This is a genomic window from Pseudomonas japonica, assembly GCF_900188455.1.
GTDB classification, from domain to species: domain Bacteria; phylum Pseudomonadota; class Gammaproteobacteria; order Pseudomonadales; family Pseudomonadaceae; genus Aquipseudomonas; species Aquipseudomonas japonica.
The window spans coordinates 13,114-36,997 of the sequence record NZ_FZOL01000023.1; the positions used below are offsets into that span (position 1 = coordinate 13,114).

A 23,884-nucleotide genomic window follows, 5' to 3' on the forward strand; every position below is an offset into this window, starting at 1 on the left:
TCTACACGGCGGCCTCGGAGTCGCGGGCGCCCTGCGTTTCCTGCTGGTGAGCGGGGGCGAAGATGAAGTCGGGCTTGAACACCAGCGCCAGGGCCGGCATGACGAACAGCGAAGTGAAGGCCGAGACCATCAGCCACAGGCCGATCAGCAGGCCCATCTCGGCCTGGAAGCGCAGTGACGAGTAGCCCCACAGGAGCACCCCGGCGGCCAGGGTGAAGGCGGTCAGCAGCACGCCGCGCCCGGCCGAGCCGATGGCTTGCAGCACCGCTTCCAGGTTGCTGGCCCGCGGGTTCTTCTCCAGGTACTCCTTGATCGAGTCGACGATGTAGAAGGCGTAGTCGACGCCCAGGCCGATGCCCAGCGCGACCACCGGCAGGGTGCTGATGCTCATGCCGATGCCCTGCCAGGACATGAAGGCGAACGTGACCACGTTGGACACCAGCACCGGAATGATGAAGAAGATGCCGCTGACCGAGGAGCGATAGACCACCAGGCAGCACAGCACCACCACCAGGAAGGCCAGGGCGATGGCTTCGATCTGGTCGCGCAGAAGCACCTCGTTGACCGCCGCGATCACCCCCAGGCCGCCGCCGGCCAGTTTCACATTGGCCTGCTCCAGCGGGTTTTCGGCGATGAACTGCTTGGCGTAGTGCATGGCGTTGCGCAGGGTCTCGCCCTTGTGGTCGCGGAAGAACAGGGTGATGGCGCCGTTCTGGAAATGGCGGTCGGCGTACTGCGCCATGTCCTCGGGCGCGGCCCCCTGCAGGTAGAAATTGATCAGCTCGCCGTTCTCGGTCTGCGAGGCGCCCAGTTCGCGATAGCGCGGGTTGCCCTCGTAGAGGTTGCGGCGCACGTCCACCACCAGATCGGCCAGCGAGACGCTGCCGCCGATTTCCGGCTGGCGCTCCATGTAGCGCGAGAAACGCTGCGCCCACGCCAGCACCTCGGGGGTCTTCAGCGCATCCGGGGCATGGCCCTCGATGACCACGAACAGCTGTTCGGAACCCGGATACAGCTGGTTGATCAGCGCGCTGTCGCGGTTGAACGAGGCGTTCTTCCAGAGAATCGGCGAGCCGTCGCTGGCATCGCCGACCTGGATCCGCGACGCCTCGAACACCAGGCCGGCCAGCGCCGCCAGGCACACCGGCGCCACCAGGTAGCGGGCCCGGGTGGAGACCAGCAGGGACGCGCCGCGCAGCACCGCATCGAGGATGAAGTCGAGTTTCAGCGGGTGCACGAAGCCCTGCGGGCGACGCACCCAGGACAGCATGATCGGGGTCATCACCACCGCCGACACGGCGATGCTCATCACCCACACCGCGCCGATGATCGCCACCTTGTGCAGCAGCGGAATCGGCGTGAGCATCACGCAGAGAATGGCCCCGGCATCGGCGTAGAGCCCGAGCATGCTCGGCCGGAACAGCTCGGCCATGGCCTGCTCGGCGGCGCGCCGCGAAGGTACCTGGCCGTCCACCGCGAGGTCGTCGTAGCGGGTGATCAACTGCACCGAATGGGAGAAAGCGCGCGCGGTGATGATGAAGGCCACGACCACCACCAGCGGATCCCAGTTGTAGCCGAGCAGTGCGCTGATCCCCAGTGCCCAGATGCCCGAGATGCTCCCGGCCAGCAGCGGCAGCAGGGTGCCGCGCCAGGTCCGGCTGAGCACGAACAGCAGCACCAGCATGGCGCCCAGCGACAGCAGCGAAAGGCTCAGGGTTTCCGACAGGTAATGGGCGACCCAGCCGTACAGCACCGGCTCGCCGACCAGGTGCAGGCTGACCCGCTCCTTGACCGGCGAGGCATCGAGAATCGCCTGGATCTGCGGGAAGATCGCCTTGTAGTTGACCAGGTGATCGTAGAAGTCCACCTGGATCAGGGTCGACTTGAACTCGCGGTCGACGAACAGGCCGTAGACCATGGAATTGTTGAGGATCGCCTGGCGCAACTGGCGCAGGTCCGCCGGCGTGGTCGGCACCTCGCTCATCAGCGGCCGGGTCTCGATGCCCTCACTGGAGGCGTTGACCCGCTTCAGCTTGCGCGAGGCCAGCGAGACGATCTGCTGCGGGTTGACCCCTTCGACCTTGCGCAGTTCGCGGCTGATGCGCTGCACCTCGGCGAGGATTTCGCTGTCGATGATGTCGCCCTGGGTGGCCTTGACCAGGATGGTCACCCGATTGCTCGCGGCGAAGCTGTCCTTGTAGGTCTGGTGCACCTGCACGTAGGGGTGGCTGTGGGGAATCATGTCGGCGAAGCGGGTCTGCACGTCGAGGCGGACCAGGCACAGGGCGAAGCCCAGGGTGATCACCGCGACCACCAGGGTGACCGCCACGCGGCGGGCGATGCACCACTCGGCGAAGCGCGTGGCGAAACTCTGCAACTGTTTCATGGCCGTGCTCCTTCACCGATGAACTGCGGATGGCCGGCGCTCAGCATCATCAGTTGCCGTCCCACCAGCAGGTTGCCGCCGGCGATCGGCAGGATGCGCGTGAGGTAGCCCTTGCTCATCTCGGCGATGCCCAGGGCGGCATTGGTCCAGGTACCGCCAGGCTCGTCGCTCTGGAAGTAGCTGCCGTTGTCACCGACCACCTGCCAGAGTCCGTCGCGCACCACGACGTCGTGCAGGTGATCGCTGGTGAACGCGGCCAGCGGACGCCAGTCGTCGCCGCCGTTGTCGCTGAGGTAGAGGTGCCCGGTGTTGCCCACGGCGACCCCGGTCTGGCCGTCGAAAGCCACTGCGCGCAGGCTCTCGCTGCCCAGTTCCTGGGTGCTCCAGGTCTGCCCGCCATCGCGGCTGCGCAGCAGGCGGCCGAATTCGGCGGCAATCCACAGGTCGTCGCCAGCGCCAGGGCGGATGGCGTTGAAGGCGACGTCCCGCGACTCGCCCATGCGCTCCCAGGTAGTGGCCCCGGGGGCGGCGCGGAACAGCGCGCCCATCTCGCCGACCACCCAGAAGTAGCCATGGATGAACGCCACGTCGAGCAGCTTGCCGCCCTCCTCGGCGACCGGCAGCGGCGCGTGGCGCCAAGCCTGGCCCGGCAGGCGCAGCCACAGGTCACCCCGGCTGCCGACGGTGACCACCTCGCCGTCCGGGGACACCGCCACGGCCTGCAGATTGCCGCGGCCGGGCAGCACCTCGCGGCGCCAGGTACCGTCCACGCCATGCAGCACGGCGCCGTCCTGGCCCACCACCCACAGCGAGGCGGCATCGCCCGCCGCGCCGAAAAACATGTCGCGCGGCTCCACCACCGGCTGCAGCAGTGGCGCGCCGTTGCTCGACGGCTCGACGAAAACCGCGGCGTAGGCGAGACCGGCGATCAGCATCCAGGGCGACAGTTTCGCCAGCCACGGCAGGACCAGGCCTGGTCTTCGGGTGTTCATCGAGACCGCTGATGGGGCTGCGCGAGCAGGGGACGCGACGCTTGACCGCCTGTCCCCCTCATCGCTGGCAGACCGGCAGACGATGCAATCGTCGGGAAACGACTCCAGGTTTTGCATACAGGCACCTTTGATTTGTTCTTGTGCGTTTTGCTGATCCTGCCGGGCGATCGGCATGAGCACGCCCCCCCAGGTCAGGTGGCTGGTGGGGGGCCTGGGGGTGCTGGCGGGGAAGTCCGCGTAAATGCGGGCCTGAACACAGGCGCGGCTGGGCGAGGTGATCGGCGGGAACAGGGGGCCACGCCGGCTCGACGGTGCCTGCCTCAAGCCTTGCAGCGCCCTCAAGATCGAGCGCCGCCCGCGCGGCGCATCGCGGTGCATGACGATGCCCTTCCAGCGCTCTTGAGATCGCGCGCCGTCCGCACGGCGCTTCGCGAGCAAGCTCGCTCCCACGGTTTGTTGCAACGGACCTATGTCTGTCAGGCCATGGTTGACCGCCTCGTTAGCACGACGGGATATCAAGTCGATCCAAATGGCCTCTACGCCAACCCCTGCCATGCACCAAGGCTGACAACCCCAATCCCACAGGCCATGGCGCGTTGCAACAAACTGTGGGAGCGAGCTTGCTCGCGAAGCGCCGCGCGGGCGGCGCTCGATCTTGAGGGCGCTGCAAGACTCAAGACGGGCACCTGGCGGCCCTGATGCAGTTTCCTGTCAGGCTTTCGGAGTTGTGTAGATACCTATGCCGGAGGGAGGGGACCCGGAGCGCAGCGTAGGGCCGTATGCAGGAGCAAGCGGTTTTCGTCCATTTTTGCCAAGACTGTAGTGCGGAGACCTGGCGGCCACGCTTCAGTCCGCCAGATACAACCGATGCGACTTCGCGATCGCCGCGAGGGTCGCCTCCGCCACCCCCACGCTCCGAGCGATCTCCGGCCAGCGCGCTACCGCCGCGCCGACCTCGGCAACGATCTGCTTCACATCCATGCCACGGACCTGGGCCCCGACGGCGAGCAAGTCGTCCAGGGTGAAGTCGTCACGCTTGCCATTGATGCTCATCTGATGGCTGTCGACCCAGAAATTGCCCGGCAGATACGACCAGGTGACGTCATAGGCCGGTGACAGGTACCAGGTACCGTCGGTGTCCATCAGAAAAGCGATGTTCTTGGTGTGGTCATCCTGGTTACGGGCAATCACGTTGAACACCATGCGGCGGAAGAACTGAACGGCTTCGTCGCGCCCGAGCCGCAGTTGGCGCAACACGGCGAACGCCTCGGCATAGGAGTATTCGCCAGGCTTCTTGTAGTCGGCATGATCCAGCGCACACAACGTTGCCATGTGGACCTTTTCCCCGGCATCGGTGCGGTCGAAGCGGCGAGTCATGAAATGCGCCCGACCGCCCTCTTCCAACAACCGGCATTCACTCATCAGCACGCCCGCCTCCCTGGCCATCAGGTAATAGGCATATTCGATACGCCCATATCCCTGGCTGTCCGCCAGCAGATCGGAGTGTTTGGCAACGTCGAATTTCAGCAGCCAGTAGCTGTAGCCGGGTGGCGCCTGGATTTGCCCAGAACGGATATCCCCCGCGTCGTTGAGGGCGATGATGGCCTTGGCCCGGGCACCACCGGCGCTGGTACCGACCTGGATCAGGCGCTGCAGGGCCGTCTCGTCGACGCTGGGGTCATGGGCGGTCAGCCGCTCCTCCAGACTGGCCCGATTGGACAGCACCTCACTGGCCAACTGCACCAGGGCGCGAATCTCGATGCTCTGGTCCTGATCCATCCCGGCATTCAGGGCCGGACGGTATTCCAGCGCGCCCATGCCGCGATTGCCCTGGTACAACAGCCGTTCCACCGGCGAGAAGCTCTGCCTGTCTCGACCACGCTGGGCCAGCCAGGCATTGATCAGTGCATTGCCGAAATCGTCCGGAAGAGAATCGGCGAAGATCGACGGCAGCGCGCGGAACGTCTCGCGATTCAGTTGCGAGAAGACGTAGACATGGTTTTCCCGCAGCGGCATGTGGATCGGGGAAATCTCCAGACCCGTGCGCACGAATTCGGCGGAATATTCGAACTCGCCTGTCTGACGGGTCTCGTCCCAGTTCAAGGCGCCAACATACAGATCCCACAGGTGGATTTTCGCGATCACCAGTCAATGTCCTTTTTGCCGGTCGGGGCCAGCAACGGCTTCCTGCCGCTGGCTGGCAAAGGTTCGTTGTCCTTCTTGCGCGGACTGGACGCACGCAGCCTCTGCTTGCCGGCCATCCTGGCCATCTGCAACGGACTGGGGCGCACGTCCTCGGTCAAGGAGACTAGCCGGTCCAGCTCATCGATCACTCGCAGCACGGCGATCAGGTTCAGAAGCGTCCCTTTGCCCTTGAGCACATTTCTGAGGGTCTGACGGGAAATGCCTGCCTCATGGGCAACCAGTTCCAGAGGGACGTTCTTCTTGAGCCTCACGGCCTCGACCCGCGAACCGATGAGTTCGGCGATGGCTTGATCGCTCATGGACAGCATGTTCATAACGGATGATTTCCTGATCAGAAACACGCCTTTTGGCGCTGTTTGATCAGAATTCTAGCCGTAAAAACAGAAACAGCGTTCAATTGTTTTTTGGCTACATTTTTAGCCGAAAACTAGGTTTATTGCTGTTTACGGTAATTTTTCTAGCCATTAAAAATCCATCCACAGCATGAGGACACGACCGTTCAAGGCTCTGGCAACCTACGGCCTTGAATTCGATGTCCTACCGATGTGGGTTGGGGCTCGTCAGACCCTGTTCGGAAGAGGCAGAAGCCGCAAAGGGAAAATTCTCAACAACCTCTCATAAAAGAGCCACAGCCCCCAACAGCGGCCAGCCAGCCACCGCCGCCCACACCGCGCCTTTCGCCCGGTACGGCAACAGCAGCACCAGGCCCAACCCCGCCAGCGACATCAACCCGAACCAGCCAATCGGCCCCATCGCCCAGCCCCACGCCGCCACGCTGGCGGCGAAGCTGCCGAGCAGCGCCAGCCAGCCGCCCATGCGCAGAACGCGGCGCAACACCGGGCCAGGCACTCGCGGCCAGACCTGCCGGTAATGCCGCTCCAGCCCCAGACACAGTCCGAGCATGCCGCTGTAGGCCAACAGCAGCCCTGTGGATAACATCAGGCTCATCTCAATTGGCCTCCACCCCGGCAGAACGCCCACGCCGCGCCACACGCTCCTTCGGTGGCTGGCCCAGCTTCCAGCAGCACCACCCCAGCAGCGCGCCAATCACCACACTGGTGATCTCCAGGTAAACGAACCCGCCGCGATCGACCGTGAAGAGGTTCAGCAACGGCAGCAGCAGGCACATCAGCGCGGCCAGCCCCAGTTGCTCGCGCCAGGCCCTCAGCCATGGCCGCGCGATGGCGTGCCCCAGGGTCGCCAGCCAGATCAGGAAGAACACCCGCACCTCCCAGCCACCGCGCTGCGCCAGCTCCACCGGCAGCAGGCGATTGGCCCAGAGCAGACCAATGCAGGCCAGCGACAGCCCGGCCACGACGGTCACGTTCAGGCGCTCGGCGACGTGATACAGCAACGCGCCAAGCACCCCTTCACCGTCATGCCGACGCCGACGCTTGACGGTGAACAGCACCAACCCGGTGGCGATCATGGCGCAGCTCGCCAGGCCGCAGAGGAAGTACAGCCAGCGCATCGAATAACCGCCGAACTGGGCGAAGTGCATCCCCGCCATGACCCGCTGGGTCAGCAGGCTCGGGCGGCTTTGCCCCGGTTCACGCAGGACTCTGCCGCTGACACCGTCGAAGAGCATGCTCTGGCCCTTGGTCAGCTCGATGCGATTACCCAGCACCGGACGTACTTCGATACGTGCATCACTGCGTCCGGGATTCTGGATCGACAGACCGGACAGCGGCCCCATGGCCTGCTCGGCCGCAACCAGTATCGGTGCCAGATCGGTCAGTGCCGCCTCGCCCGGCGCCTCCCCGGCGCCCCGTTGCCCGTGCCGGGCATGCTGCTCCGCCGGCATCCCGCGCAGCGCCCGATTCAGCGCCTCGCGATCGCCGTCGAACAGCGCGTCGGACGCCGCCGGCATGTAGATCAGGTAGAAGATCACCAGCCCGGTGTAAGTGATCATCAGGTGGAATGGCAGTACCAGCACCGCCGTTGCGTTGTGCGCATCCAGCCACGAGCGCTGGCCCTTGGCCGGGCGGAACGTGAAGAACTCCTTGAAGAATTTCTTGTGGATGACGATGCCGCTGACCAGCGCCGCGAGCATGGCCATGGCCGCCAGCCCGACCACCCAGATACCGAAATTGCGCGGCAGGTTGAGGGTGAAGTGGAAACGGAAGAAGAAGCTGCCACCGGCGCTTTCGCGCACCCGCAGCGCCTCGCCGGTGACGGGATCGAGGGCCTGGCCGCCACCGCGCCGCTGCTCGCCGGCGGACACGCTCAAGGTGGGCGAACGCTCGCTCGGCAGGCCGATGTTCCAGGCGCTGGCGTTGGCGTGGTTGGCTTGCAGATAGTCCAGTGCGCGCTGTGCCGCTTGTACCTGGCTCACTGAATGCGCCGGAATTTCCGGGCGCATCCAGGCGTCGATTTCCTTGTCGAAAACGGCCAGGGTGCCGGTGAGAAAGATGGCGAAGAGCACCCAGCCGAACACCAGGCCGCTCCAGGTGTGCATCCACGACAGGGACTGGGTGAGGGTCTTCTGTTTCATCCGAAGCGCTCCAGCAGGTGCGGCCAGAAGCCGATCAGCGCCAATGGCCCCGCCGTGGCCAGTCCGACCCAGGCGCGAAGAGCGCTGCGGCAGGCGAAGGCCCAGAGGATGGCGCCGGTGTAGACGGCGAAAGACAACAGCGTGGCGACGATCAGCGCATCACCCTTGGCCAGTGGCAGCAGGCGCGCCAGGGCAGCGGTGAAGGCATAGGTGAAGGCATAGCCGCCGAGGATCGCGGCGGCGATGCGCGAGAGCATTGGCCAGGAGAAGGTTGTGGTTTTCATTGGCATCTCAGCATGAGGCGACGCGAACCCTGTGGGAGCTGGCCGGGCGGCGTTCCCACAGGGTCCGCGCCCTGCTTCCAGTTCTTCGTCAGAAGGTCGTCGTCACCGACGCATAGAACGCTCGCCCCGGCTCGTTGTAGGTACTGGCCCCGGCACTGGTACCCGCACCCTCGCGGTACACGCGCTTGTCGAAGAGGTTGTTGATGCCGGCGCCGAACGAGACATTCCGGGTCAACTCATAGGTGCCACCGATCCCCCAGACATGGTACGGATCGAGGGTCCGCAACTCGTTCGCCGCGGTCACGCCGACATCCCGGGTCGGGTTGAAGCGCCGTGGCTCCTGCTTGCCGTAGTAGGTCGCGGTCAGGCTCAGCGACAGGGCCTGGGTCACCTGCCAGTCGAGCATGCTGTTGACCGTATATTCCGGCACCACCGACAGCGGGTTGCCGTCACTGTCCTCGTTGGAATCCATGTAGGTGAAGTTGGTGTTCCAGCTGAGGATCTCGCCCACCTCGCCCAGCAACGGCACGCCGATGTTGCCTTCCCAGCCCTTGACCACGGCGTCCTTGGCGTTGTCCCAGCGCAGGATCGCCTCGTTGGTCGAGGTGCGGCCGACCAGATCGTTGGAGGAGACGATCTTGCTCTCGTAGTCGTTGCGGAAGTAGGTCAGCCCCGCGCTCCAGCCGTCGCGGGCGAAGCTGATGCCGACTTCCTTGTTGATGCTGATTTCCGGATCGAGGTCGGCATTGCCCAGCACGTAGCAGCCGTTGGAGCTCAGGCTCGGCGCACAACCGTTGCCGTTGCTGCGGTACAGGTAGTTGGGGTTGGACTGGTACAGGTTCGGTGCCTTGAACGCACGGGCGATACCGCCCTTGAGGGTGATGTCCTCGGTGAGCTTGTACGAGGTGTTCAGGCTCGGGCTCCAGTTGGCGCCGAACTGGTCGTGATGGTCCAGGCGCAGGCCGGGGGTGAGGAACCAGTTCGGGGTCAGCTCGATGTTGTCCTCGGCATAGACCGCCATGATGGTCGCGTCCATGTCGGTGGGCCGCGAACCGGCGGCGGAATTCGGCAGGGTGGTGCCGATCGCCCGGTCCATGGTGCTCGGGTCGTCCAGTTCCTGGTGGTTCCACTCGGCACCGAGCGTCAGGGTCTGCGCCAGCAGCAGTTGCAGGGGGATGTCCAACTGGCCTTGCACCAGGTAGCTGTCGTAGGTGCTGGTGGACTTGTCGCTGCCGCTGATGTCGCCGTCGACCGAGCCGGTCTGGCCTTCCAGCAGACGGTTGTTGCGGGTGTTCTCGTACTGCGCGAGCAGGCGCGAGGTACCGAATTCCCAGTCGCCGCGATGGGTGACGGAGAAGTTCTGCCGGTACATCGTGTTGGTTTCGCGGCCCAGCCACTGGTTGATGGTGCTGCCCGGGGTCAGCGAATCGGTGGCGCCGGTGCCGACATCGCCGGCGTAGATGTTGCCCTGGCGACTGAAACCGCTTTCGAAATCGATCGTCTGCTGGTTGTCCAGCGCCCAGCTGAGCAGCGCGTTGACGTCCTTGTTGCGCACGCCTTCGCGGCCGGCGGCGAGCGAACCGCCGCTGGCGGTGTGATCGGCGTTGATATCGGCGTCATCGGCATCGGTCTTGTTCAGGTTGCCGTAGACGCGGAAAGTCAGCGAGTCGGTCAGCGCTCCGGCGAGACTGAAGGTGGTGCGCTTGGTCATGCCCTCGGCGTCGTCTTCGGGCAGATTGGTGAAGGCCGAGAGGCTGCCGGTGAGGGCCTGGGTCGGGCGCTTGGTGATGATGTTGACCACCCCGCCCATGGAGCCGGAGCCGTAGCGCGCCGCCGCCGGACCGCGCAGGACTTCGATGCTCTCCACTTCGCTGGCCGGTACCCAGTTGCTGTCGCCACGGGTGTCGCGCTCGCCGGAGCGGGTGTAACGCACCGCATTGCGCGAGGTGACCGGCTTGCCGTCGATGAGGATCAGGGTGTTTTCCGGGCCCATGCCGCGCAGGTCGATCTGCCGGTTGTTGCCGCGGGTGCCGCTGGCGCTGTTGCCGGTCAGGTTGACCCCGGGCATCTTGCGGATGATCTCGGAAAGGTCGTTCACCGGCGGACGCTTCCTGATGTCCTCCTCGGTGATCAGCGAAACGCCGGGCGCCTGCTTCAACTCTTCCGCGGCCGTGGCCACCACGTGGGTATCGGTCAGTTCCAGGACCTCGCCGCTCTGCGCCGCGGTGGCGGCCAGCAACGAGGACGGGGACACGGCCAGCAGGGCCAGGCAGAGAGGATTGAGCTTGAAACGGGGCTGCATCGACGATGCTCCTTTCGCAATGACGGACGTCAGGAAAGGCGCGAGGGGCTCAGCCGGCTCGCCCCAGAACCTGACCGGGACGAGCGCGAATGCTACTGCCTCGCAAATGAGAGTAAATCTTTTTTACATTTCATACACTTCTCAGCCGCAGGTTGATGCGCAGGCCCGGCGTGCGGTTCTGCGCCCACACCTCGCCGCCCTGCAACTGCACCACGCTGCGCGCGATCGACAGGCCCAGGCCGAAGCCATCCCCGCCCGGGCGTGCGGCATTGAGCCGGGTGAAGGGTCGGAAGATGCTTTCCAGGCTGGCCGGATCGACGCCCGGTCCCTGGTCGTCGATCCACAGGTGCCAGTCCTCGCCGTCGCGCGTGCCGCCGAGGCGCACCAGCCCGCCGGCTGGCGAATGGCGCACGGCGTTGCGCAGGATGTTCTCCAACGCCTGGGCCAGGCTGTTGAGATTGCCGAGCACCCGGCAAGGGCCTGGCAAGTCGTTGCGCAACTGCTCGGCGGGCCACTCGCTTTCGTAGCAGACGTCCTCGCAGAGCACATCCCACAGGCGGCCGATATCCACGCACTCCACCGGCAGTTGCGGGCGTTCGGTATCCAGCCAGACCAGCTCCAGGGTGTCGTTGATCAGTCGCTCCATGCCCTGTACTTCGCGCTCCAGGCGCTGGCGCAGGGCCGTGGTGTCCTGCTCGCGCTCGCCGGTCACGCGCAGACGGCTCAGGGGTGTGCGCAGCTCGTGGGACAGGTCGCGCAGCAACTGGCGCTGGAACTGCACGGTGTTTTCCAGACGCCCGGCCATATGGTCGAAGGCCCGCGCCAGCTCGCCCAGTTCGTCGCGGCGGCGGGTCAGTCGCGGGCCCACCCGCGCCGAGAGATTGCCGGTACTCAGGGCATTGGCCTGACGCCGCAGGATCACCATCGGCGCGATCACCGTGCGGTACAGCAACAGCCCCAGGCCGATGGCCAGGCAGGCGGGCAGGATGCGTTCCAGCAGCGCGCGCCAGAGGTGGTTGTACTTGCGCGGATCGAGGCGCGCCGGCAGGTCCATCACCAGCCGCGCTTCGCTGTCGCTGAACGGTATGTAGAAGGTCGGCGTACCGCCGGGACGGCCGACCGACCAGTCCAGGGTGCGCATGAAATTCAGCTTCCTGCGCTCGCGACCGCGCAGCGGCTGCGACGACAGCGAACGGTCATGCTGCCCCACCACCGCCGCCCAGACGCCTTCGCGCTCGCCCAGGTCGCGCAGGAAATCATCGACGCCGGCGGTGCCCCTGGTATTCCACGCCTGCTCGGCGTCCAGGGCATAGCCGGCGAGGATCTTCTGGGTGGCCGGGGGCAGCTTCGCCGTCGCCATCTCGATGCGCTGGCTGACGTCCACATGCAGGCTGATGATCAACAGGCTGAGCAGGACGATGCCGCCGATCAGTTTCCAGAACAGCGAATGGCGCTCGGGCAGGCTCATGGGGCGACGCGCTTGAGCACGTAGCCGGCACCGCGCACGGTCTCCACCCGCCCGGCGCTGTAGCCGATGGCCTGCAGCTTGCGACGGATATGGCTGACGTGCATGTCCAGGCTGCGGTCATGGATCGAATAGGCGCGGTGCAGGGCCTGCTGGTAGAGGAAGGTCTTGCTCAGCACCTCGTTGGGCGAGTGCAGCAGGGTTTCCAGGATGCGGTATTCGGTGCTGGTCAGGTCGGCCCAGGTGCCGTTGTTGCACACATCGCTGCGCAGCGGATCGAAGGTCAGGCCGAGGGCCTGGCCCAGTTCCTCGTGCGCGTTCTGTTCGGCGCGCTCATAGGCCACGCGCCGCAGGATCGCATCGATGCGCACATCCATCTCGCCCATGCTGAACGGCTTGGGCAGGTAGTCGTCGGCGCCCTGGCTGAAGCCGATGATGCGGTCCTGCTCCGCCCCCAGCGCCGACATCAGGATCACCGGCACGCGCTGGCGGCGGCGCAGCTCGGCGAGCGTGTCGAGGCCGTTGCTGTCGGGCAGGAGGATATCCAGCAGGACCAGGTCGTAACCGCCGTCGCGCACCAGTTCGAGCACATCCCGGGCGTCGTGGCGCAAGGTCACGGCGAAACCGCGCTGGCCGAGGTGGCTGTCGATGTGCGCGGCCAGCAAGGGATCGTCCTCAATGGCGAGGATGCGCACCGGGGCGCGGGGGGCGGTGGCGAGCTGCATAGGGCGGACCTGCTAATGAGAATGGTTCTTTGTCGCGCATTCTGACGAAAGATCGGGAAGATGCCCACTGGTGTTTGTGTCAGGGATGGTCAGGTCACTGCCCTTGAGAACGCCGCGGCACTGTGGGAGCAGCGGCTCGGCGCCCCGACTTGCCTGCGATGAACATAGGTATCCACACATCTCGGTATCCCGCCAAGCCGTCAACGCGACTTACGATCCACTCAAAGGCGCCAGTCTTTTTCCATGCCCCCGGACCCGGTCACCTCATCCCTCAAAACTCCCACTTGCTCGTCACCACGAAATTCCGCAGCTCCCCATAACTCCCGCTATAGAAATTCTCATCCAGCGAACTCACATATTTCTCATCGAACAGATTGTTCAGCGTCGCCGTCGCCGACCACTGCGGAGTCAACTGATAGCGCGCCATCAACCCCACCACCGCATTGTCATCCTGCTTGCAGGTCGACGCCCGGGGCAGCATCCAGCTTTCGGACGCTGCCGTTGCGATCCTTGTAGGTCTGCGGCTTGAAGAGGCTGGTGTACACCTGTCTTATCAAGCCGACACAGATAGTTGCAATCCGCTCAACGCACACTGGCAAACAACACCGTCACGCCGAGCCCGAGCAGGGCCACGCCGATCACCCGATCCACCACGCGCTGGCGATCGATCATCACCCGGCGCAACGGTGCGCTGGAAAAACACAGCGCGACGATGCCGAACCAGACCCCGTGCGCCAGCGACATGAACACCCCGTAGCCGAACTGCTGGACCAGCGAACTGCCCGGCCGCACCACCTGGGTGTAGGCGCTGACCACGAACAGCAGGGTCTTTGGATTCAGCGCATTGGTCAGGAAGCCCGAGAGAAAGGTGCCCTTTCGCGCCCCGCCGTCGCCGTCCAGCGACAACCGGGTGGTGTTGGTCAGCGAGCGGTAGCCGAGGTAGATCAGGTAACCGGCGCCGAGCACCTTCATCGCCAGGAACAACGCCGGCGAATGCTGCACCAGCACCGACACCCCGAGCACCGTGTACAGCACATGCACCTGCACCCCGCAGGCAATACCCAGGGCGGCGAGCAGTCCGCTGCGCCGGCCATGGGCGTAGCTGGCCCGGGTGACCATGGCGAAGTCCGGCCCCGGGCTGATGACCGCCAGTACGGTGAACAGGGCGACGGCGACGAGTTCGTTCAAGGCAGGCTTCCTTCTTCTGATGCGCTACGAAACAGCACGGATGGTTGTGAAGGTCGCCATTATCGAAAGCCTGACTACAAGGAAAAAAGCGATTTATAGTGCGACAAATCCGCTAGTTTTCCTCACAGATATGAAACTGCCCGCCCTCACCGCCTTTCGCTATTTCGATGTCGCCGCGCGCACCGAAAGTTTCGTCCGCGCCGCCGAACTGCTGCATGTCACCCATGGCGCGGTCAGTCGCCAGGTGCGTCTGCTGGAAGCCTCGCTGGGGGTGGAGCTGTTCGAGCGGCGCAACCGCGCGATCTTCCTGACCGCCGCCGGTCGCAGCCTGCTCGCCACCACCCAGTCGGTGTTCGAGCAACTGCAAGGCACGGTGTCGCGGCTGCAGCAGCAGACGCGGGAGAACGTGCTGGTGCTGTCCTGCGAACCGACCCTGGCGATGAAGTGGCTGATCCCGCGCCTGGCGGATTTCCAGGCCCGGCATGCGGATATCCAGGTGCAACTGCTGGCGGCCGGCGGACCGCTGGACTTCGTGCGCAGCGGGGTCGACCTGGCCCTGCGGCGTGACGATTTCCAATGGGAGGACGGCTTGCAGGTACAGAAGGTCTGCGATGAATGGGTCGGACCGGTGGCCAGTCCCGCGCTCACGCTGCCGGCCAAGGGCTTCGCCGGCCAGCGCCTGTTGCACAGCGCCACCCGACCCGGCGCCTGGGCGACCTGGCTGCGTTTGCACGAGCAGACCGAACGTGGCAGCGAGCGGGCCGACTACGAGCATTTCTATCTGTGCATCCAGGCGGCGGTGGCGGGGCTTGGGGTGGCCATGGCGTCGCGGCTGATGGTGGGTGACGAACTGGCCGGCGGGCAGTTGGTTGCGCCCCATGGCTTCGTGCGCGACGGCTCGGCGTATGTGCTGTTGTGTCCGCGGGCGCTGGCGGAGTCGGAGAAGTGTCAGCGCTTCAGCGAGTGGGTCATCGAGCAGGCCCCGCCCCAGGTACGATAGCCCGCGGTATCGATATGGATCCGCCCCGAGGGATAACGGCCAAAGCCCATGTTCCAGGCCTTGCCGTAGGACTGCCAGAAACGGCACAGCGCCTGCGCATCGGCCCCCCTCGTCAGCAGCAGGTCGACGGCGAAGGCGCGCATGTGGGCACTGCCCGGCGCCCCGCCGGCACAGCGATTGAGCGCCGGATCGCGGTAAGCGGACACCACCTCGTAGGGGCCGAGCACGCGCTCGTCGGCCAGCAGGTCGAGCAGGCGCAAGGTGCCGCGCACGCTCGCCCACTGCGCCACTGGCGCCACCGCGAACGGCTCGGCCCGGCACTGCCGCCAGTCACTGGCCGAACGCAGCAGTTGATGCAACGGCACCACGCCATACAGGCGGGCCTCCACCAGCATCTCGCGGAAGGCGCGGGTGTCATGCGTACCGGTCCATTGCGCGAACGCCCACGGATCGCGCTCGTCGGCCTGGACCACAGCACTGGCCAGCAGCGCCGCCAACAGTACTTTGCGTCCGTTCATTCGCCCTCTTCCCATAGGCATGGCAAGTCCTCCAGTATGGCGTGCCTCCCATCCGCGGGGAGCTACCTGACAAGGAGTTAAGCATGCACAAGATTGCACCGATCGCCCTCGGCCTGATCACTCTTGGCGTTGCCGGCCTGGCACTGGCTGACACCCGGGTGGAACTCGGCAACCAGGAACGGGTGACCCGGCTGTTCGCCTACCCCAACAACTGCAACGTGATCTGCTTTCGCAACTGGACGCTGGAGCAGACCGTCGAGCACTACCTGACCCAGAGCGTCCAGCGCGACGGCTATCCCGCCGCGACGGTCAAGGTGCTGCGCGACAACGACAAGTACTACGCCGATATCGCTGGCGTACCGAGCGACTACCAGAAGCCCCTGAACGCCCTGCTCGACACCGGCGAACTGGCCTACAACGGCGCGCAGAAACTCAATAGCGACGGCAAATGGGCCTACAACTGGTACCTGTTCCTGCCACTGGGCATGGCCCTGGAGAATCGCCGCAGCATCGAACTGCTGCACTTCCCGCCGGATTACTCGCTGACCCAGGCCCAGGACTACCTGCGCTCCAACACCACCGACCGCTGGGCCAGCCTGCTGACCTTCAACGGCATTCCCGCGGACAAGACCCCGGCCTACCAGACCATCGTCGACATCGCCCCGATCGCCGCCCCGGCCAGTGCCGGCAAGGACCTGGAGGGTGTGTACAGCTACTTCCAGGACTACCAGGCGCGCATGGTCAAGGAAGTGACCGTGACCTCGAACGGTGCCTCGCTGCCGATGGTGGCGTTCGGCGCGCCGGTGCGCAGCTGGATCAAGCAGCAGTACGGCGCGGACCTGAAGGTGCTGGGCCTGGCGACCATCAGCCCGACGCCGGGGCAGAAGGTACCGGTGCTCGGCTCCAACCACCCGAGCGCGATCTGGTACGCGGCGGACAAGGCCAACTATGACGGCGACGAAGACAAGGCCGATGCCGCGGGCCTGAAGATGATGGGCCAGGACCTCAGCGCGGCGTGCTGGCAGGCGGGGGTGGGCAGCAATCCGAAGGCCGATGCGCAGGCGACGCTGAATGCCTGTACGCAGAAGTGGCAGGTGACGGCGAAGAAGCAGACCTGCGAACTGTTCTACCGGACCATTCGCAACATGACCCCGGAGCAGGCCAGCGCCAAGTGCAATACCGGGACGGTGACGCGCAGCCTGCGCAATCTGCAGAAGCCAGCGGAAATCTGAAGCCCCGCGAAAAACCTGTAGGAGCGTGGCTTGCCCGCGAAGGACCGCGTAGCGGTCCCGACAGCAGTGAGGTCCGGGACCGCTGCGCGCTCCTTCGCGGGCAAGCCACGCTCCTACGGGGAGCCCGTTCCGGAGATTCGCTTCAGTCCTGCGGCCGCAACCGATACTGCGGCGGCAGCTGCGCCAGCCCGCTGATGGTCACGTCCAGGCTCTTCCACCGCCCGTCCTTGATCCCGTAGATGCAGCCATGCACCGACAGCTCCTGGCCCCGATGCCAGGCGTTCTGCACGATGGTGGTATGGCCGACGTTGGCCACCTGCTGGATCACGTTCAGCTCGCACAGCCGGTCGACCCGCTCTTCCTCGGTCGGCAGCTTCGACAGCTCCACGCGATGCTCGTAGTAGATGTCGCGAATCGCCCGCAGCCAGCCATCGATCAGGCCGAACTGACGATCCTGCATGGACGCCCGCACACCGCCGCAACCATAGTGCCCGGTCACCAGGATATGGCGGACCTTGAGCACATCCACCGCGTACTGGATCACCGACAGGCAGTTGAGGTCGGTGTGCAGCACCACGTTGGCCACGTTGCGATGGACGAACAGGTCGCCCGGCAGCATGCCGACGATCTCGTTGGCCGGCACCCGCGCGTCGGAGCAGCCGATCCAGAGGAATTCAGGGGTCTGCTGGCGCGCCAGCTTGGCGAAGAAATCCGGGTCGCGCTGCGTGATGGCGTCGGCCCAGCGTTCGTTGTTGTCGATCAGTTCCTGCAGGTCGTGCATGGTCAAGCCTCATGAAATGATGCTTCGTTATGACAGGCGACGACCCGACAAGGTCACGCCACGCTCATTCGATCAGGGTGCAGGCCATCACCAGCGCATCCTCGCGACCACCCGCCGCCGGGTAGTAGTCGCGGCGCCGACCCACTTCGTTGAAACCATAGCGCTCGTACAGGCGATAGGCCGACTGGTTGCTGGCGCGCACTTCGAGGAAGCACTCGCGGCCGTTCATTTCGTAGGCGCGCTTCATCAACTGTTCCAGCAGGCGCAGGCCCAGGCCGCGGCCCTGGCTTTCCGGCTTGACGGTGATGTTGAGCAGGTGCGCTTCGTCGATGATCACGTTGATCACGCCGTGGCCGACCTGCTGCCCGCCTTCGAACATCAGCCAGATTTCGTAGCTCTTCAGACCGTCGAGGAAGATCCCGCGGGTCCAGGGGTGGCTGAAGGCGGCGTATTCGATCTTCAGTACGGCATCCAGATCCGCCTCGGTCATCCGGCGAAAACTGACGGTGTCACTCATTGCTTGGCTTCCAGCGCGCCATCAGCCGGCGCATGGCTTTCCAGACGTCCGCCTTGCGCTGCGGTTCGTCCATCAACACTTCGAGACCGGGCAGCGCCCAGGCGGTGCCCAGGCCCTGAACCGAAAATTCCTGGTAATACGCGTCTTCGTCGCGCTCGCCGGCATGGCGGACGGCCGGCAGGCCGATCAGCCACAGGCAGGCAGCCGGCTCGCGCTCCAGCTGGACCTGGGTAAAGCCCTGGACGAAGTCCCGCGCGCCATCCGGGCCCTGATCGAGGCTGCCCTTGCCCAGCAACGGCCAGCGCACCGGCTCGCCGATGATCTGCGGGCTGTCCGGCAGGCCGGCGGCGCGCAGCATGTCCTTGAGCAGCAGATAGGACGGGTCGCGACTCTGGAATGGCTGGCCGGTGGCCAGTTCCACAAGCAGCAGGCAACTGCCCGCGCGCAGCAGTTGCAGGGCGAAACGCGGCGGTGGCGGCGCCACGACGCGGACCGGGGCGGGTTTGTCTTCCTCGCTTTCCACCGGCTTGCTGACCGCCTTTTGCGTCGTCCCCGGGCGCGGAATCTCGATCTTCGTCCGCTCCACCGGCTTGACCTGTGCCGGCGCGACACTGGCGGGCGCGGCCTGGGTCGGCTGGGCCGCGGGCGGCTCGTCCGCCAGCGGCTCGAGCGGCAGCAGCAGTTCCGGGCGCGACGGCGCGGCGAACGGCAGTTCGGTACGCGGCAGCCAGTGCACCACTTGCATGGCGTTCAGGTAAGCGCGGCGGCGGGACTCGGTGAGCAAGGCGGTTCGGCCATCTGTGGATAAGTCGGGGCGACATTCTAACGCCGTTGCGCGCTCGGCGCCGCTGCCGATCGGCACAAATCCGCCGGACAACCCTGGCAAACGATCAAGGGTGAAACCATTCCCGTTCAATGCAGTACAATCCGGCGTTTTATTTGGCAGCGAGTCGACCCGCCAATGATCGAACCGAAACGCGTCCTGCGCGCCCTGGCCGAGCACTGGAACCTGCTGGAACCTTTGTCAGAGCGTTTTGACGGCGGCACCCTGAGCCTGGGCGAACTGCGCCAGCAACTGGCCGCCCAGCAGCTGGAAAGCACGCCACAGGACATCACCGCCCTGCTCGACGTGTGGATCCGCCTGGACATCCTGGTCCCGGTGGCGAAAAGCCCGAACCGCTTCGAGCTGAACGCGCAGATCCACGATTTCCTCGCCTACCTGCGCCGCGAGCACCGCCTCGGCCTGTGCCTGGAGATCGAGGCCTATCTGCGCCATCTGGAGCGTCTGGCCGGGCATATCCAGGACGCCTTCGACATTCGCGACGGTCACGACCTGGCGCGCCAGCTGCGCCTGCTCGACATGCGCGTGCGCGACGTGCTGAAGAAGCTCGACAACGACGAACAGGCCCTGGTCGGCGTGGCCGAGCGGGCCAAGACCAGCGACCGGCAGATCCCTCTGCGCCAGCGCTATGCCGAGGTTCTGGCGACCTGGGACGAGTACGTCGAGCCGATGATCCAGCTGGTCAACGCCGACGGCGCCTTCGAACAGGGCGTGCGCAAGGTCGAGACCGTACTCCTGCGCCTGCTCAGCGAACAGGCGCGGCTCGGTCAGCTGGTCGACGACGACATGCTCCTGCGCACCCACGCGCGCATCCTGGAAATGCAGACCAGCGCCCAGCTGACCCTGCGCCACGCCCGTGAACTGCTCCTGCCGCTGCGCGAGGAAGCGCGCCGGCACAACGCCGTGACCCGCGGCGCCGCCCTCGCCCTCTCGGTGATCCGGCGCAAGGGCATCGACGCCGTGCCGCAGGCGGCGATGCCGCTGTTCACCCGGCCGCAGAGCACCTTCCTCGGCAGCGCCAGCCAGGTCGAGGCCTACGTCTACGCCCTGGCCCGCTTCGAACCCAAGCCCGCGCGCTTCCCCAAGGCGCACAAGAGCCACAAGGGCGAACCGACCCGCGCGCCGCGCACGGTCAAGGAAATGCTCGAACGCTGCGAAGACGCCCTGCCGCTGCCGGACCTGATGGTCTGGCTGCTGGAGCAGGAGCCCGAAGGCGCCACCGACGAGCTGTTGTACTGGTTCTCGCGCCTCTCGCGGGAAAAGCGTTTCACCCGCGAACGCCTCGAACGCCGCGACTACACCACCCGCGAACACCTGGTGAGCCTGCGCTCCTTCGCCCTGACATCCAGCCGCGAAGCGTCGCCCGAATCTTCGCCCGAACCTGCTGCGAGCCCTACCCATGCATCTTGATCTTTCCGAACTGTCCCAGCTCGCACCGATCTTCCGCGAGCTGTTCAAGGGCTTCCACATCAGCCGGCGCGATCCGGAGCTGTATGCCCAGCTGTCGAACTTCCAGGACCAGTACCGCGGCCTGTTCAAGGCCCTGGGCTACGAGCTGGTGTGCGATACCCGCGGCTTCTACTACTTCGTCCCCGAACAGGCCGCCGCCCAGGTCAACAAGACCGCGCAGCGCCTGGCGTTGTTCACCTTCATCCTCGTCGAGCACCTGGCCGACCAGGGCCGCGACCCGATGTCGGTACTCGACGGCGGCAGCATCGGCCGCGACGAACTGCCGTCGATGCTCGAAAAGTACCGCGACCTGTTCCTCCAGGCCGAGGTGCAGACCCCGGACGAGCTGGAAGAAAAGATCATGCGCCGCATGACCCAGCTCGGTTTCGCCCACGAGGAGAACGGCATCTACCGCTTCCTCCCGCCGATGCACCGCTTCCTCGACGTCTGCCTGTCGGTCCAGCAGGACCGCGACCTGGCCGCCAGCCTGCACAGCAACCTGCCGCTGCCGACCCCGGTGCTGGTCGTCGAGGAAACCCCGGAAGAACTGAACCACACCGACGATCCGCTGGATCTGGCGCCATTCGCGGAAGAAAGCGAAGAAGAGGCCCTGGCCCGGGCCATCGCCGAAGAGCAACAGGAGATTGACGCATGAGCCAGGAACGCTACGGCATTCGCCGCTTCGCACTGCTCAACACCGCCGGCTACAGCCTCGGCCTGTTCCCCCTGGAACACCCGCTGTCGGTCTACGGTGCCAACAACCTGGGCAAGAGTGCCTCGATCAACGCCCTGCAGTTCCCCATCCTGGCGCGCATGTCGGACATGAGCTTCGGCAAGTACAGCCTGGAGCAGTCGCGGCGCTTCTACTTCGCCAGCGACACCAGCTACATCCTCTGCGAAGTCAACCTGCCCCACGGCCCCCACGTGATCGGCGTGGTCGGTCGCGGCCCGGGCGGCGGCTTCGGCCACCAGTTCTTCGCCTACGCCGGCGAGCTGGACCTGGCCCACTACCAGAAGAACGACACCTGCCTGCGCCAGAAGGAGCTGTTCGCCAACCTCGAACGCAACGGCCTGAAGGCCTACGAACTCAAGCCGGACGAACTGCGCCGCCTGCTGGTCGGTGGCCACACCTCGATCCCGCTGGACCTGACCCTGATCCCGCTGCGTTCCACCAGCGAGCAGAGCCTGAAGACCTTCCGCGCCCTGTTCATCAACCTGCTGCACATGCGCGAGATCACCGCGGCCAAGCTCAAGCAGCTGTTCCTCGACGCCTTCGAGCACAGCCTGCGCTCCGGCAGCGTCGACTACATCGCCGCCTGCGACGAAGCCTTCCGCGACGTGCGCCGGATGGAGCAGGACTACAACTCGCTGGTGGCCGCCGGCCCCCTGGTCGAAGCCCTGGCCAACGGCGTGGCGCAGCGCGACATCCTGCGCGGCAAGCTGCACCGCCTGTCGCCGCTGCTCGATTCGCTGCTCGGCACCTGGCAGGACTACGCCGGCGCGCGCAAGGAAGAACTGCTTATCCAGTCCGAGCACTACCGTGGCGAACAGGACGCGCTGCAGAACGACCAGCGCAACGGCACCCAGGAGCTGATGCGCCTGGAGCGCGAAATCAGCGGCATCCAGCGCTGGCTCGGCGAGCTGTCGGTGCTGAAGAACCGCTTCGCCCTGGTCGACGACGTCAAGGTGCTGGAGCAGCAACTGCTGGCGGCCAAGGACGCCCACGACGAACTGGCCGGTGCGCTGGCACAGTCCCGCCAGTTCAGCGCCGAGGATCTGGAAGAGCGCCTGCGCGACCTGGAAAAACGCCTGAAGTCGGTGAAGCAGCAACTCGACCACGCCGACAACAACAGCTACGCCCGCCTGCGCGAAGAGTTCTCGCAGCAGGACGTCGAGCGCCTGATGCGCCTGTTCAACGGTGCGCTGTTCAGCCTGCCGCTGGGCGAGCGCGGCATCGAGCTGGACGAGAGCGACGTCTGGATCAAGACCCTCGAAACGCTGCTGGACGGCTTCAAGGGCGAGCGCTTCGAAGTCCCGGGGCTGTCCATCGACCTGTCGCATATCGAGCCGCCGGCCCTGCAGGCCCTGGCCGACCGCGCCGCCCTGCGCGACCAGAAGGAACGCCTGGAGAAGGAGCTCAAGCAGCTCAAGACCCAGCAATCCGTGACCGCCGACCGCGCCGCGAGCAAGACCCAGACCGAGGCGCTGTACCAGCAGGTACTGGACGCGCAGAAGGCCCTGGAAGACTTCCGCCGCAGCCAGACCCTGGGTGCCGAGGAAGGCGACAAGCTGGAACAGCTGGCCCAGCTGGAAGCCGCGCAGGACGAGCTCAAGCGCTCCAGCGACGCCTTCACCGAGCGCGTCCAGCAGCTCTCCGCCAAGCTGCAACTGGTCGGCCGGCAGATCGCCGACATGGAAGCCAAGCAGCGCACTCTCGACGACGCCCTGCGCCGTCGCCAGCTGCTGCCGGCGGACCTGCCATTCGGCACGCCGTTCATGGAGCCGGTGGACGACTCCATGGACAACCTGCTGCCGCTGCTCAACGACTACCAGGACAGCTGGCAGGGCCTGCTGCGCGTCGACAACCAGATCGAAGCGCTGTACGCCCAGGTACGCCTCAAGGGCGTGGCCAAGTTCGACAGCGAAGACGACATGGAGCGTCGCCTGCAGTTGCTGATCAACGCCTACGCGCACCGCACCGACGAAGCCCTGACCCTGGGCAAGGCGCGTCGCGCGGCGGTCACCGACATCGCCCGGACCCTGCGCAACATCCGCAGCGACTACGACAGCCTCGAACACCAGCTGGCCCTGTTCAACCGCGAGATCAACCGGCGCCAGGTGTCCAACCTGGAGAGCTTCCGCATCGTCCTCGCGCCGAACAAGGAAGCGCTCAAGCACATCGACCAGATCATCCACAGCGCCGGCCAGTACGAGGAAGGCGAGACCCTGTCGGTGTTCGACCTGAGCCAGAGCGCCGAGCAGGACAACAAGAACGAGGAAGCCAAGGAGTACCTGGCGCGACTGGTCGCGGCCAACCACAACCAGTTGGGCCTGAAGGACCTGTTCGAACTGGCGTTCGAGATCACCAAGGTCAACGGCCAGCCGGTGATCCATACCGACATCGACGGCGCCGCGTCCAACGGCACCACCATGACCATCAAGGCGCTGACCAACATGTACCTGTTGCTGCACCTGATGGACCGCGACCTGGCCGGCCGCGTGCGTCTGCCGTACTACCTCGACGAGGCGGCGGACATCGACGAACGCAACCAGGCCGCGCTGCTGGAAACCAGCCTGCAACTGGGCTTCGTGCCGATCCTGGCGAGCGTGAAGCCGCAGGTGTCGGCGCGGGTGGCGATCGACCTGGAAGGCGGTAGCGGACCGAACGGGATCTACATCGACGAGGCGGACTGGAAGTACATCAGCCGACTGGATGTGGAGAAGGCGGTGGTTCGGGAGGAGGCTGAAGAGACTTCAGCCTGAGCGTTTCTGGGGCCGCTTTGCG

Annotated in this window: 21 protein-coding genes; 5 read left to right on the plus strand and 16 right to left on the minus strand. The window is 65.5% G+C overall.

Going from position 1 to position 23,884, the window contains the following annotated elements; genetic code table 11:
* Position 1: 1 nt before the first annotated feature.
* The 12 genes from CHB99_RS23390 to CHB99_RS23445 form a co-directional block, all read right to left on the minus strand.
* A complete protein-coding gene (locus tag CHB99_RS23390; RefSeq protein WP_052419565.1) occupies positions 2–2,386 on the minus strand; it encodes an efflux RND transporter permease subunit in 2,385 nt (794 codons plus the stop codon).
* The gene (locus CHB99_RS23395; protein WP_042130037.1) at positions 2,383–3,378 is read right to left on the minus strand and encodes a WD40/YVTN/BNR-like repeat-containing protein; all 996 of its coding nucleotides are present in this window, start codon (positions 3,376–3,378) and stop codon (positions 2,383–2,385) included. Before CHB99_RS23395 ends, CHB99_RS23390 begins: the two co-directional genes overlap by 4 nt.
* Before the next feature lie 846 nt (positions 3,379–4,224).
* Complete coding sequence (locus CHB99_RS23400) at positions 4,225–5,523, minus strand: type II toxin-antitoxin system HipA family toxin (protein ID WP_089266655.1); 1,299 nt, start codon at positions 5,521–5,523, stop codon at positions 4,225–4,227.
* Complete coding sequence (locus CHB99_RS23405) at positions 5,520–5,897, minus strand: DNA-binding protein (RefSeq protein ID WP_042124737.1); 378 nt, start codon at positions 5,895–5,897, stop codon at positions 5,520–5,522. Before CHB99_RS23405 ends, CHB99_RS23400 begins: the two co-directional genes overlap by 4 nt.
* A gap of 301 nt (positions 5,898–6,198) precedes the next feature.
* Positions 6,199–6,531 carry a DUF3325 domain-containing protein gene (locus CHB99_RS23410; RefSeq protein WP_170946408.1) on the minus strand — a complete coding sequence of 111 codons (333 nt, stop codon included), beginning with the start codon at positions 6,529–6,531 and terminating at the stop codon, positions 6,199–6,201.
* A gap of 1 nt (position 6,532) precedes the next feature.
* Complete coding sequence (locus CHB99_RS23415) at positions 6,533–8,077, minus strand: PepSY-associated TM helix domain-containing protein (protein ID WP_042124739.1); 1,545 nt, start codon at positions 8,075–8,077, stop codon at positions 6,533–6,535.
* Complete coding sequence (locus tag CHB99_RS23420; RefSeq protein ID WP_042124741.1) at positions 8,074–8,361, minus strand: DUF3649 domain-containing protein; 288 nt, start codon at positions 8,359–8,361, stop codon at positions 8,074–8,076. Before CHB99_RS23420 ends, CHB99_RS23415 begins: the two co-directional genes overlap by 4 nt.
* A gap of 88 nt (positions 8,362–8,449) precedes the next feature.
* Positions 8,450–10,663 (minus strand): FepA family TonB-dependent siderophore receptor, encoded by a 2,214-nt coding sequence (locus CHB99_RS23425; RefSeq protein ID WP_042124743.1) that lies wholly within the window; start codon positions 10,661–10,663, stop codon positions 8,450–8,452.
* A 130-nt stretch (positions 10,664–10,793) separates the two neighbouring features.
* Positions 10,794–12,131, minus strand: coding sequence for a sensor histidine kinase (locus CHB99_RS23430; RefSeq protein ID WP_042124745.1), 1,338 nt, complete (start codon positions 12,129–12,131; stop codon positions 10,794–10,796).
* Positions 12,128–12,853: a response regulator transcription factor gene (locus CHB99_RS23435; protein ID WP_042124747.1), complete on the minus strand. Its 726-nt coding sequence runs from the start codon at positions 12,851–12,853 to the stop codon at positions 12,128–12,130. Before CHB99_RS23435 ends, CHB99_RS23430 begins: the two co-directional genes overlap by 4 nt.
* Before the next feature lie 271 nt (positions 12,854–13,124).
* Positions 13,125–13,334, minus strand: coding sequence for a TonB-dependent receptor (locus CHB99_RS23440; protein WP_042124749.1), 210 nt, complete (start codon positions 13,332–13,334; stop codon positions 13,125–13,127).
* A gap of 101 nt (positions 13,335–13,435) precedes the next feature.
* The gene (locus CHB99_RS23445) at positions 13,436–14,041 is read right to left on the minus strand and encodes a LysE family translocator (RefSeq protein ID WP_042124751.1); all 606 of its coding nucleotides are present in this window, start codon (positions 14,039–14,041) and stop codon (positions 13,436–13,438) included.
* Positions 14,042–14,171: 130 nt separating this feature from the next.
* On the opposite strand from CHB99_RS23445, the gene CHB99_RS23450 reads away from it, so the two are divergent.
* On the plus strand, positions 14,172–15,041 hold the full coding sequence (locus CHB99_RS23450; protein ID WP_042124753.1) for a LysR substrate-binding domain-containing protein: 870 nt from the start codon (positions 14,172–14,174) through the stop codon (positions 15,039–15,041).
* Here CHB99_RS23450 and CHB99_RS23455 read toward each other — a convergent pair.
* Positions 14,990–15,559, minus strand: coding sequence for a YcbK family protein (locus CHB99_RS23455; RefSeq protein WP_042124755.1), 570 nt, complete (start codon positions 15,557–15,559; stop codon positions 14,990–14,992). The genes CHB99_RS23450 and CHB99_RS23455 overlap by 52 nt on opposite strands.
* 83 nt (positions 15,560–15,642) lie before the next feature.
* Between CHB99_RS23455 and CHB99_RS23460 the strand changes: the two genes are divergently transcribed.
* A complete protein-coding gene (locus CHB99_RS23460; protein WP_042124757.1) occupies positions 15,643–16,791 on the plus strand; it encodes a hypothetical protein in 1,149 nt (382 codons plus the stop codon).
* A gap of 142 nt (positions 16,792–16,933) precedes the next feature.
* On the opposite strand, the gene can is transcribed toward CHB99_RS23460, so the two are convergent.
* The 3 genes from can to CHB99_RS23475 form a co-directional block, all read right to left on the minus strand.
* Positions 16,934–17,572, minus strand: a complete 639-nt coding sequence (gene can, locus CHB99_RS23465) for a carbonate dehydratase (protein ID WP_042124763.1) — start codon at positions 17,570–17,572, stop codon at positions 16,934–16,936.
* Between the two features lie 64 nt (positions 17,573–17,636).
* Positions 17,637–18,089 carry a ribosomal protein S18-alanine N-acetyltransferase gene (rimI, locus tag CHB99_RS23470; protein ID WP_042124765.1) on the minus strand — a complete coding sequence of 151 codons (453 nt, stop codon included), beginning with the start codon at positions 18,087–18,089 and terminating at the stop codon, positions 17,637–17,639.
* Positions 18,082–18,873, minus strand: a complete 792-nt coding sequence (locus tag CHB99_RS23475) for a hypothetical protein (protein WP_042124767.1) — start codon at positions 18,871–18,873, stop codon at positions 18,082–18,084. Before CHB99_RS23475 ends, rimI begins: the two co-directional genes overlap by 8 nt.
* A 177-nt stretch (positions 18,874–19,050) precedes the next feature.
* On the opposite strand from CHB99_RS23475, the gene mksB reads away from it, so the two are divergent.
* Genes mksB through mksF form a run of 3 tightly spaced genes read left to right on the plus strand, consistent with a single transcriptional unit; the run spans position 19,051 to position 23,862 of the window.
* Positions 19,051–20,340, plus strand: a complete 1,290-nt coding sequence (gene mksB, locus CHB99_RS23480; protein ID WP_042124769.1) for an Mks condensin complex protein MksB — start codon at positions 19,051–19,053, stop codon at positions 20,338–20,340.
* On the plus strand, positions 20,330–21,034 hold the full coding sequence (gene mksE, locus CHB99_RS23485; RefSeq protein WP_042124770.1) for an Mks condensin complex protein MksE: 705 nt from the start codon (positions 20,330–20,332) through the stop codon (positions 21,032–21,034). The genes mksB and mksE overlap by 11 nt, the downstream gene beginning before the upstream one ends.
* Complete coding sequence (gene mksF, locus CHB99_RS23490) at positions 21,031–23,862, plus strand: Mks condensin complex protein MksF (RefSeq protein ID WP_042124772.1); 2,832 nt, start codon at positions 21,031–21,033, stop codon at positions 23,860–23,862. The genes mksE and mksF overlap by 4 nt, the downstream gene beginning before the upstream one ends.
* Positions 23,863–23,884 lie beyond the last annotated feature (22 nt).

Bases quoted from the DNA above. Each gene is read 5' to 3' on its own strand.
- CHB99_RS23390 (WP_052419565.1), bottom strand. From the start codon at position 2,386: ATGAAACAGTTGCAGAGTTTCGCCACGCGCTTCGCCGAGTGGTGCATC.
- CHB99_RS23395 (WP_042130037.1), bottom strand. From the start codon at position 3,378: ATGAACACCCGAAGACCAGGCCTGGTCCTGCCGTGGCTGGCGAAACTG.
- CHB99_RS23405 (WP_042124737.1), bottom strand. From the start codon at position 5,897: ATGAACATGCTGTCCATGAGCGATCAAGCCATCGCCGAACTCATCGGT.
- CHB99_RS23410 (WP_170946408.1), bottom strand. From the start codon at position 6,531: ATGAGCCTGATGTTATCCACAGGGCTGCTGTTGGCCTACAGCGGCATG.
- CHB99_RS23415 (WP_042124739.1), bottom strand. From the start codon at position 8,077: ATGAAACAGAAGACCCTCACCCAGTCCCTGTCGTGGATGCACACCTGG.
- CHB99_RS23420 (WP_042124741.1), bottom strand. From the start codon at position 8,361: ATGAAAACCACAACCTTCTCCTGGCCAATGCTCTCGCGCATCGCCGCC.
- CHB99_RS23425 (WP_042124743.1), bottom strand. From the start codon at position 10,663: ATGCAGCCCCGTTTCAAGCTCAATCCTCTCTGCCTGGCCCTGCTGGCC.
- CHB99_RS23430 (WP_042124745.1), bottom strand. From the start codon at position 12,131: ATGAGCCTGCCCGAGCGCCATTCGCTGTTCTGGAAACTGATCGGCGGC.
- CHB99_RS23435 (WP_042124747.1), bottom strand. From the start codon at position 12,853: ATGCAGCTCGCCACCGCCCCCCGCGCCCCGGTGCGCATCCTCGCCATT.
- CHB99_RS23440 (WP_042124749.1), bottom strand. From the start codon at position 13,334: ATGCTGCCCCGGGCGTCGACCTGCAAGCAGGATGACAATGCGGTGGTG.
- CHB99_RS23450 (WP_042124753.1), top strand. From the start codon at position 14,172: ATGAAACTGCCCGCCCTCACCGCCTTTCGCTATTTCGATGTCGCCGCG.
- CHB99_RS23455 (WP_042124755.1), bottom strand. From the start codon at position 15,559: ATGAACGGACGCAAAGTACTGTTGGCGGCGCTGCTGGCCAGTGCTGTG.
- CHB99_RS23460 (WP_042124757.1), top strand. From the start codon at position 15,643: ATGCACAAGATTGCACCGATCGCCCTCGGCCTGATCACTCTTGGCGTT.
- can (WP_042124763.1), bottom strand. From the start codon at position 17,572: ATGCACGACCTGCAGGAACTGATCGACAACAACGAACGCTGGGCCGAC.
- rimI (WP_042124765.1), bottom strand. From the start codon at position 18,089: ATGAGTGACACCGTCAGTTTTCGCCGGATGACCGAGGCGGATCTGGAT.
- mksB (WP_042124769.1), top strand. From the start codon at position 19,051: ATGATCGAACCGAAACGCGTCCTGCGCGCCCTGGCCGAGCACTGGAAC.
- mksE (WP_042124770.1), top strand. From the start codon at position 20,330: ATGCATCTTGATCTTTCCGAACTGTCCCAGCTCGCACCGATCTTCCGC.
- mksF (WP_042124772.1), top strand. From the start codon at position 21,031: ATGAGCCAGGAACGCTACGGCATTCGCCGCTTCGCACTGCTCAACACC.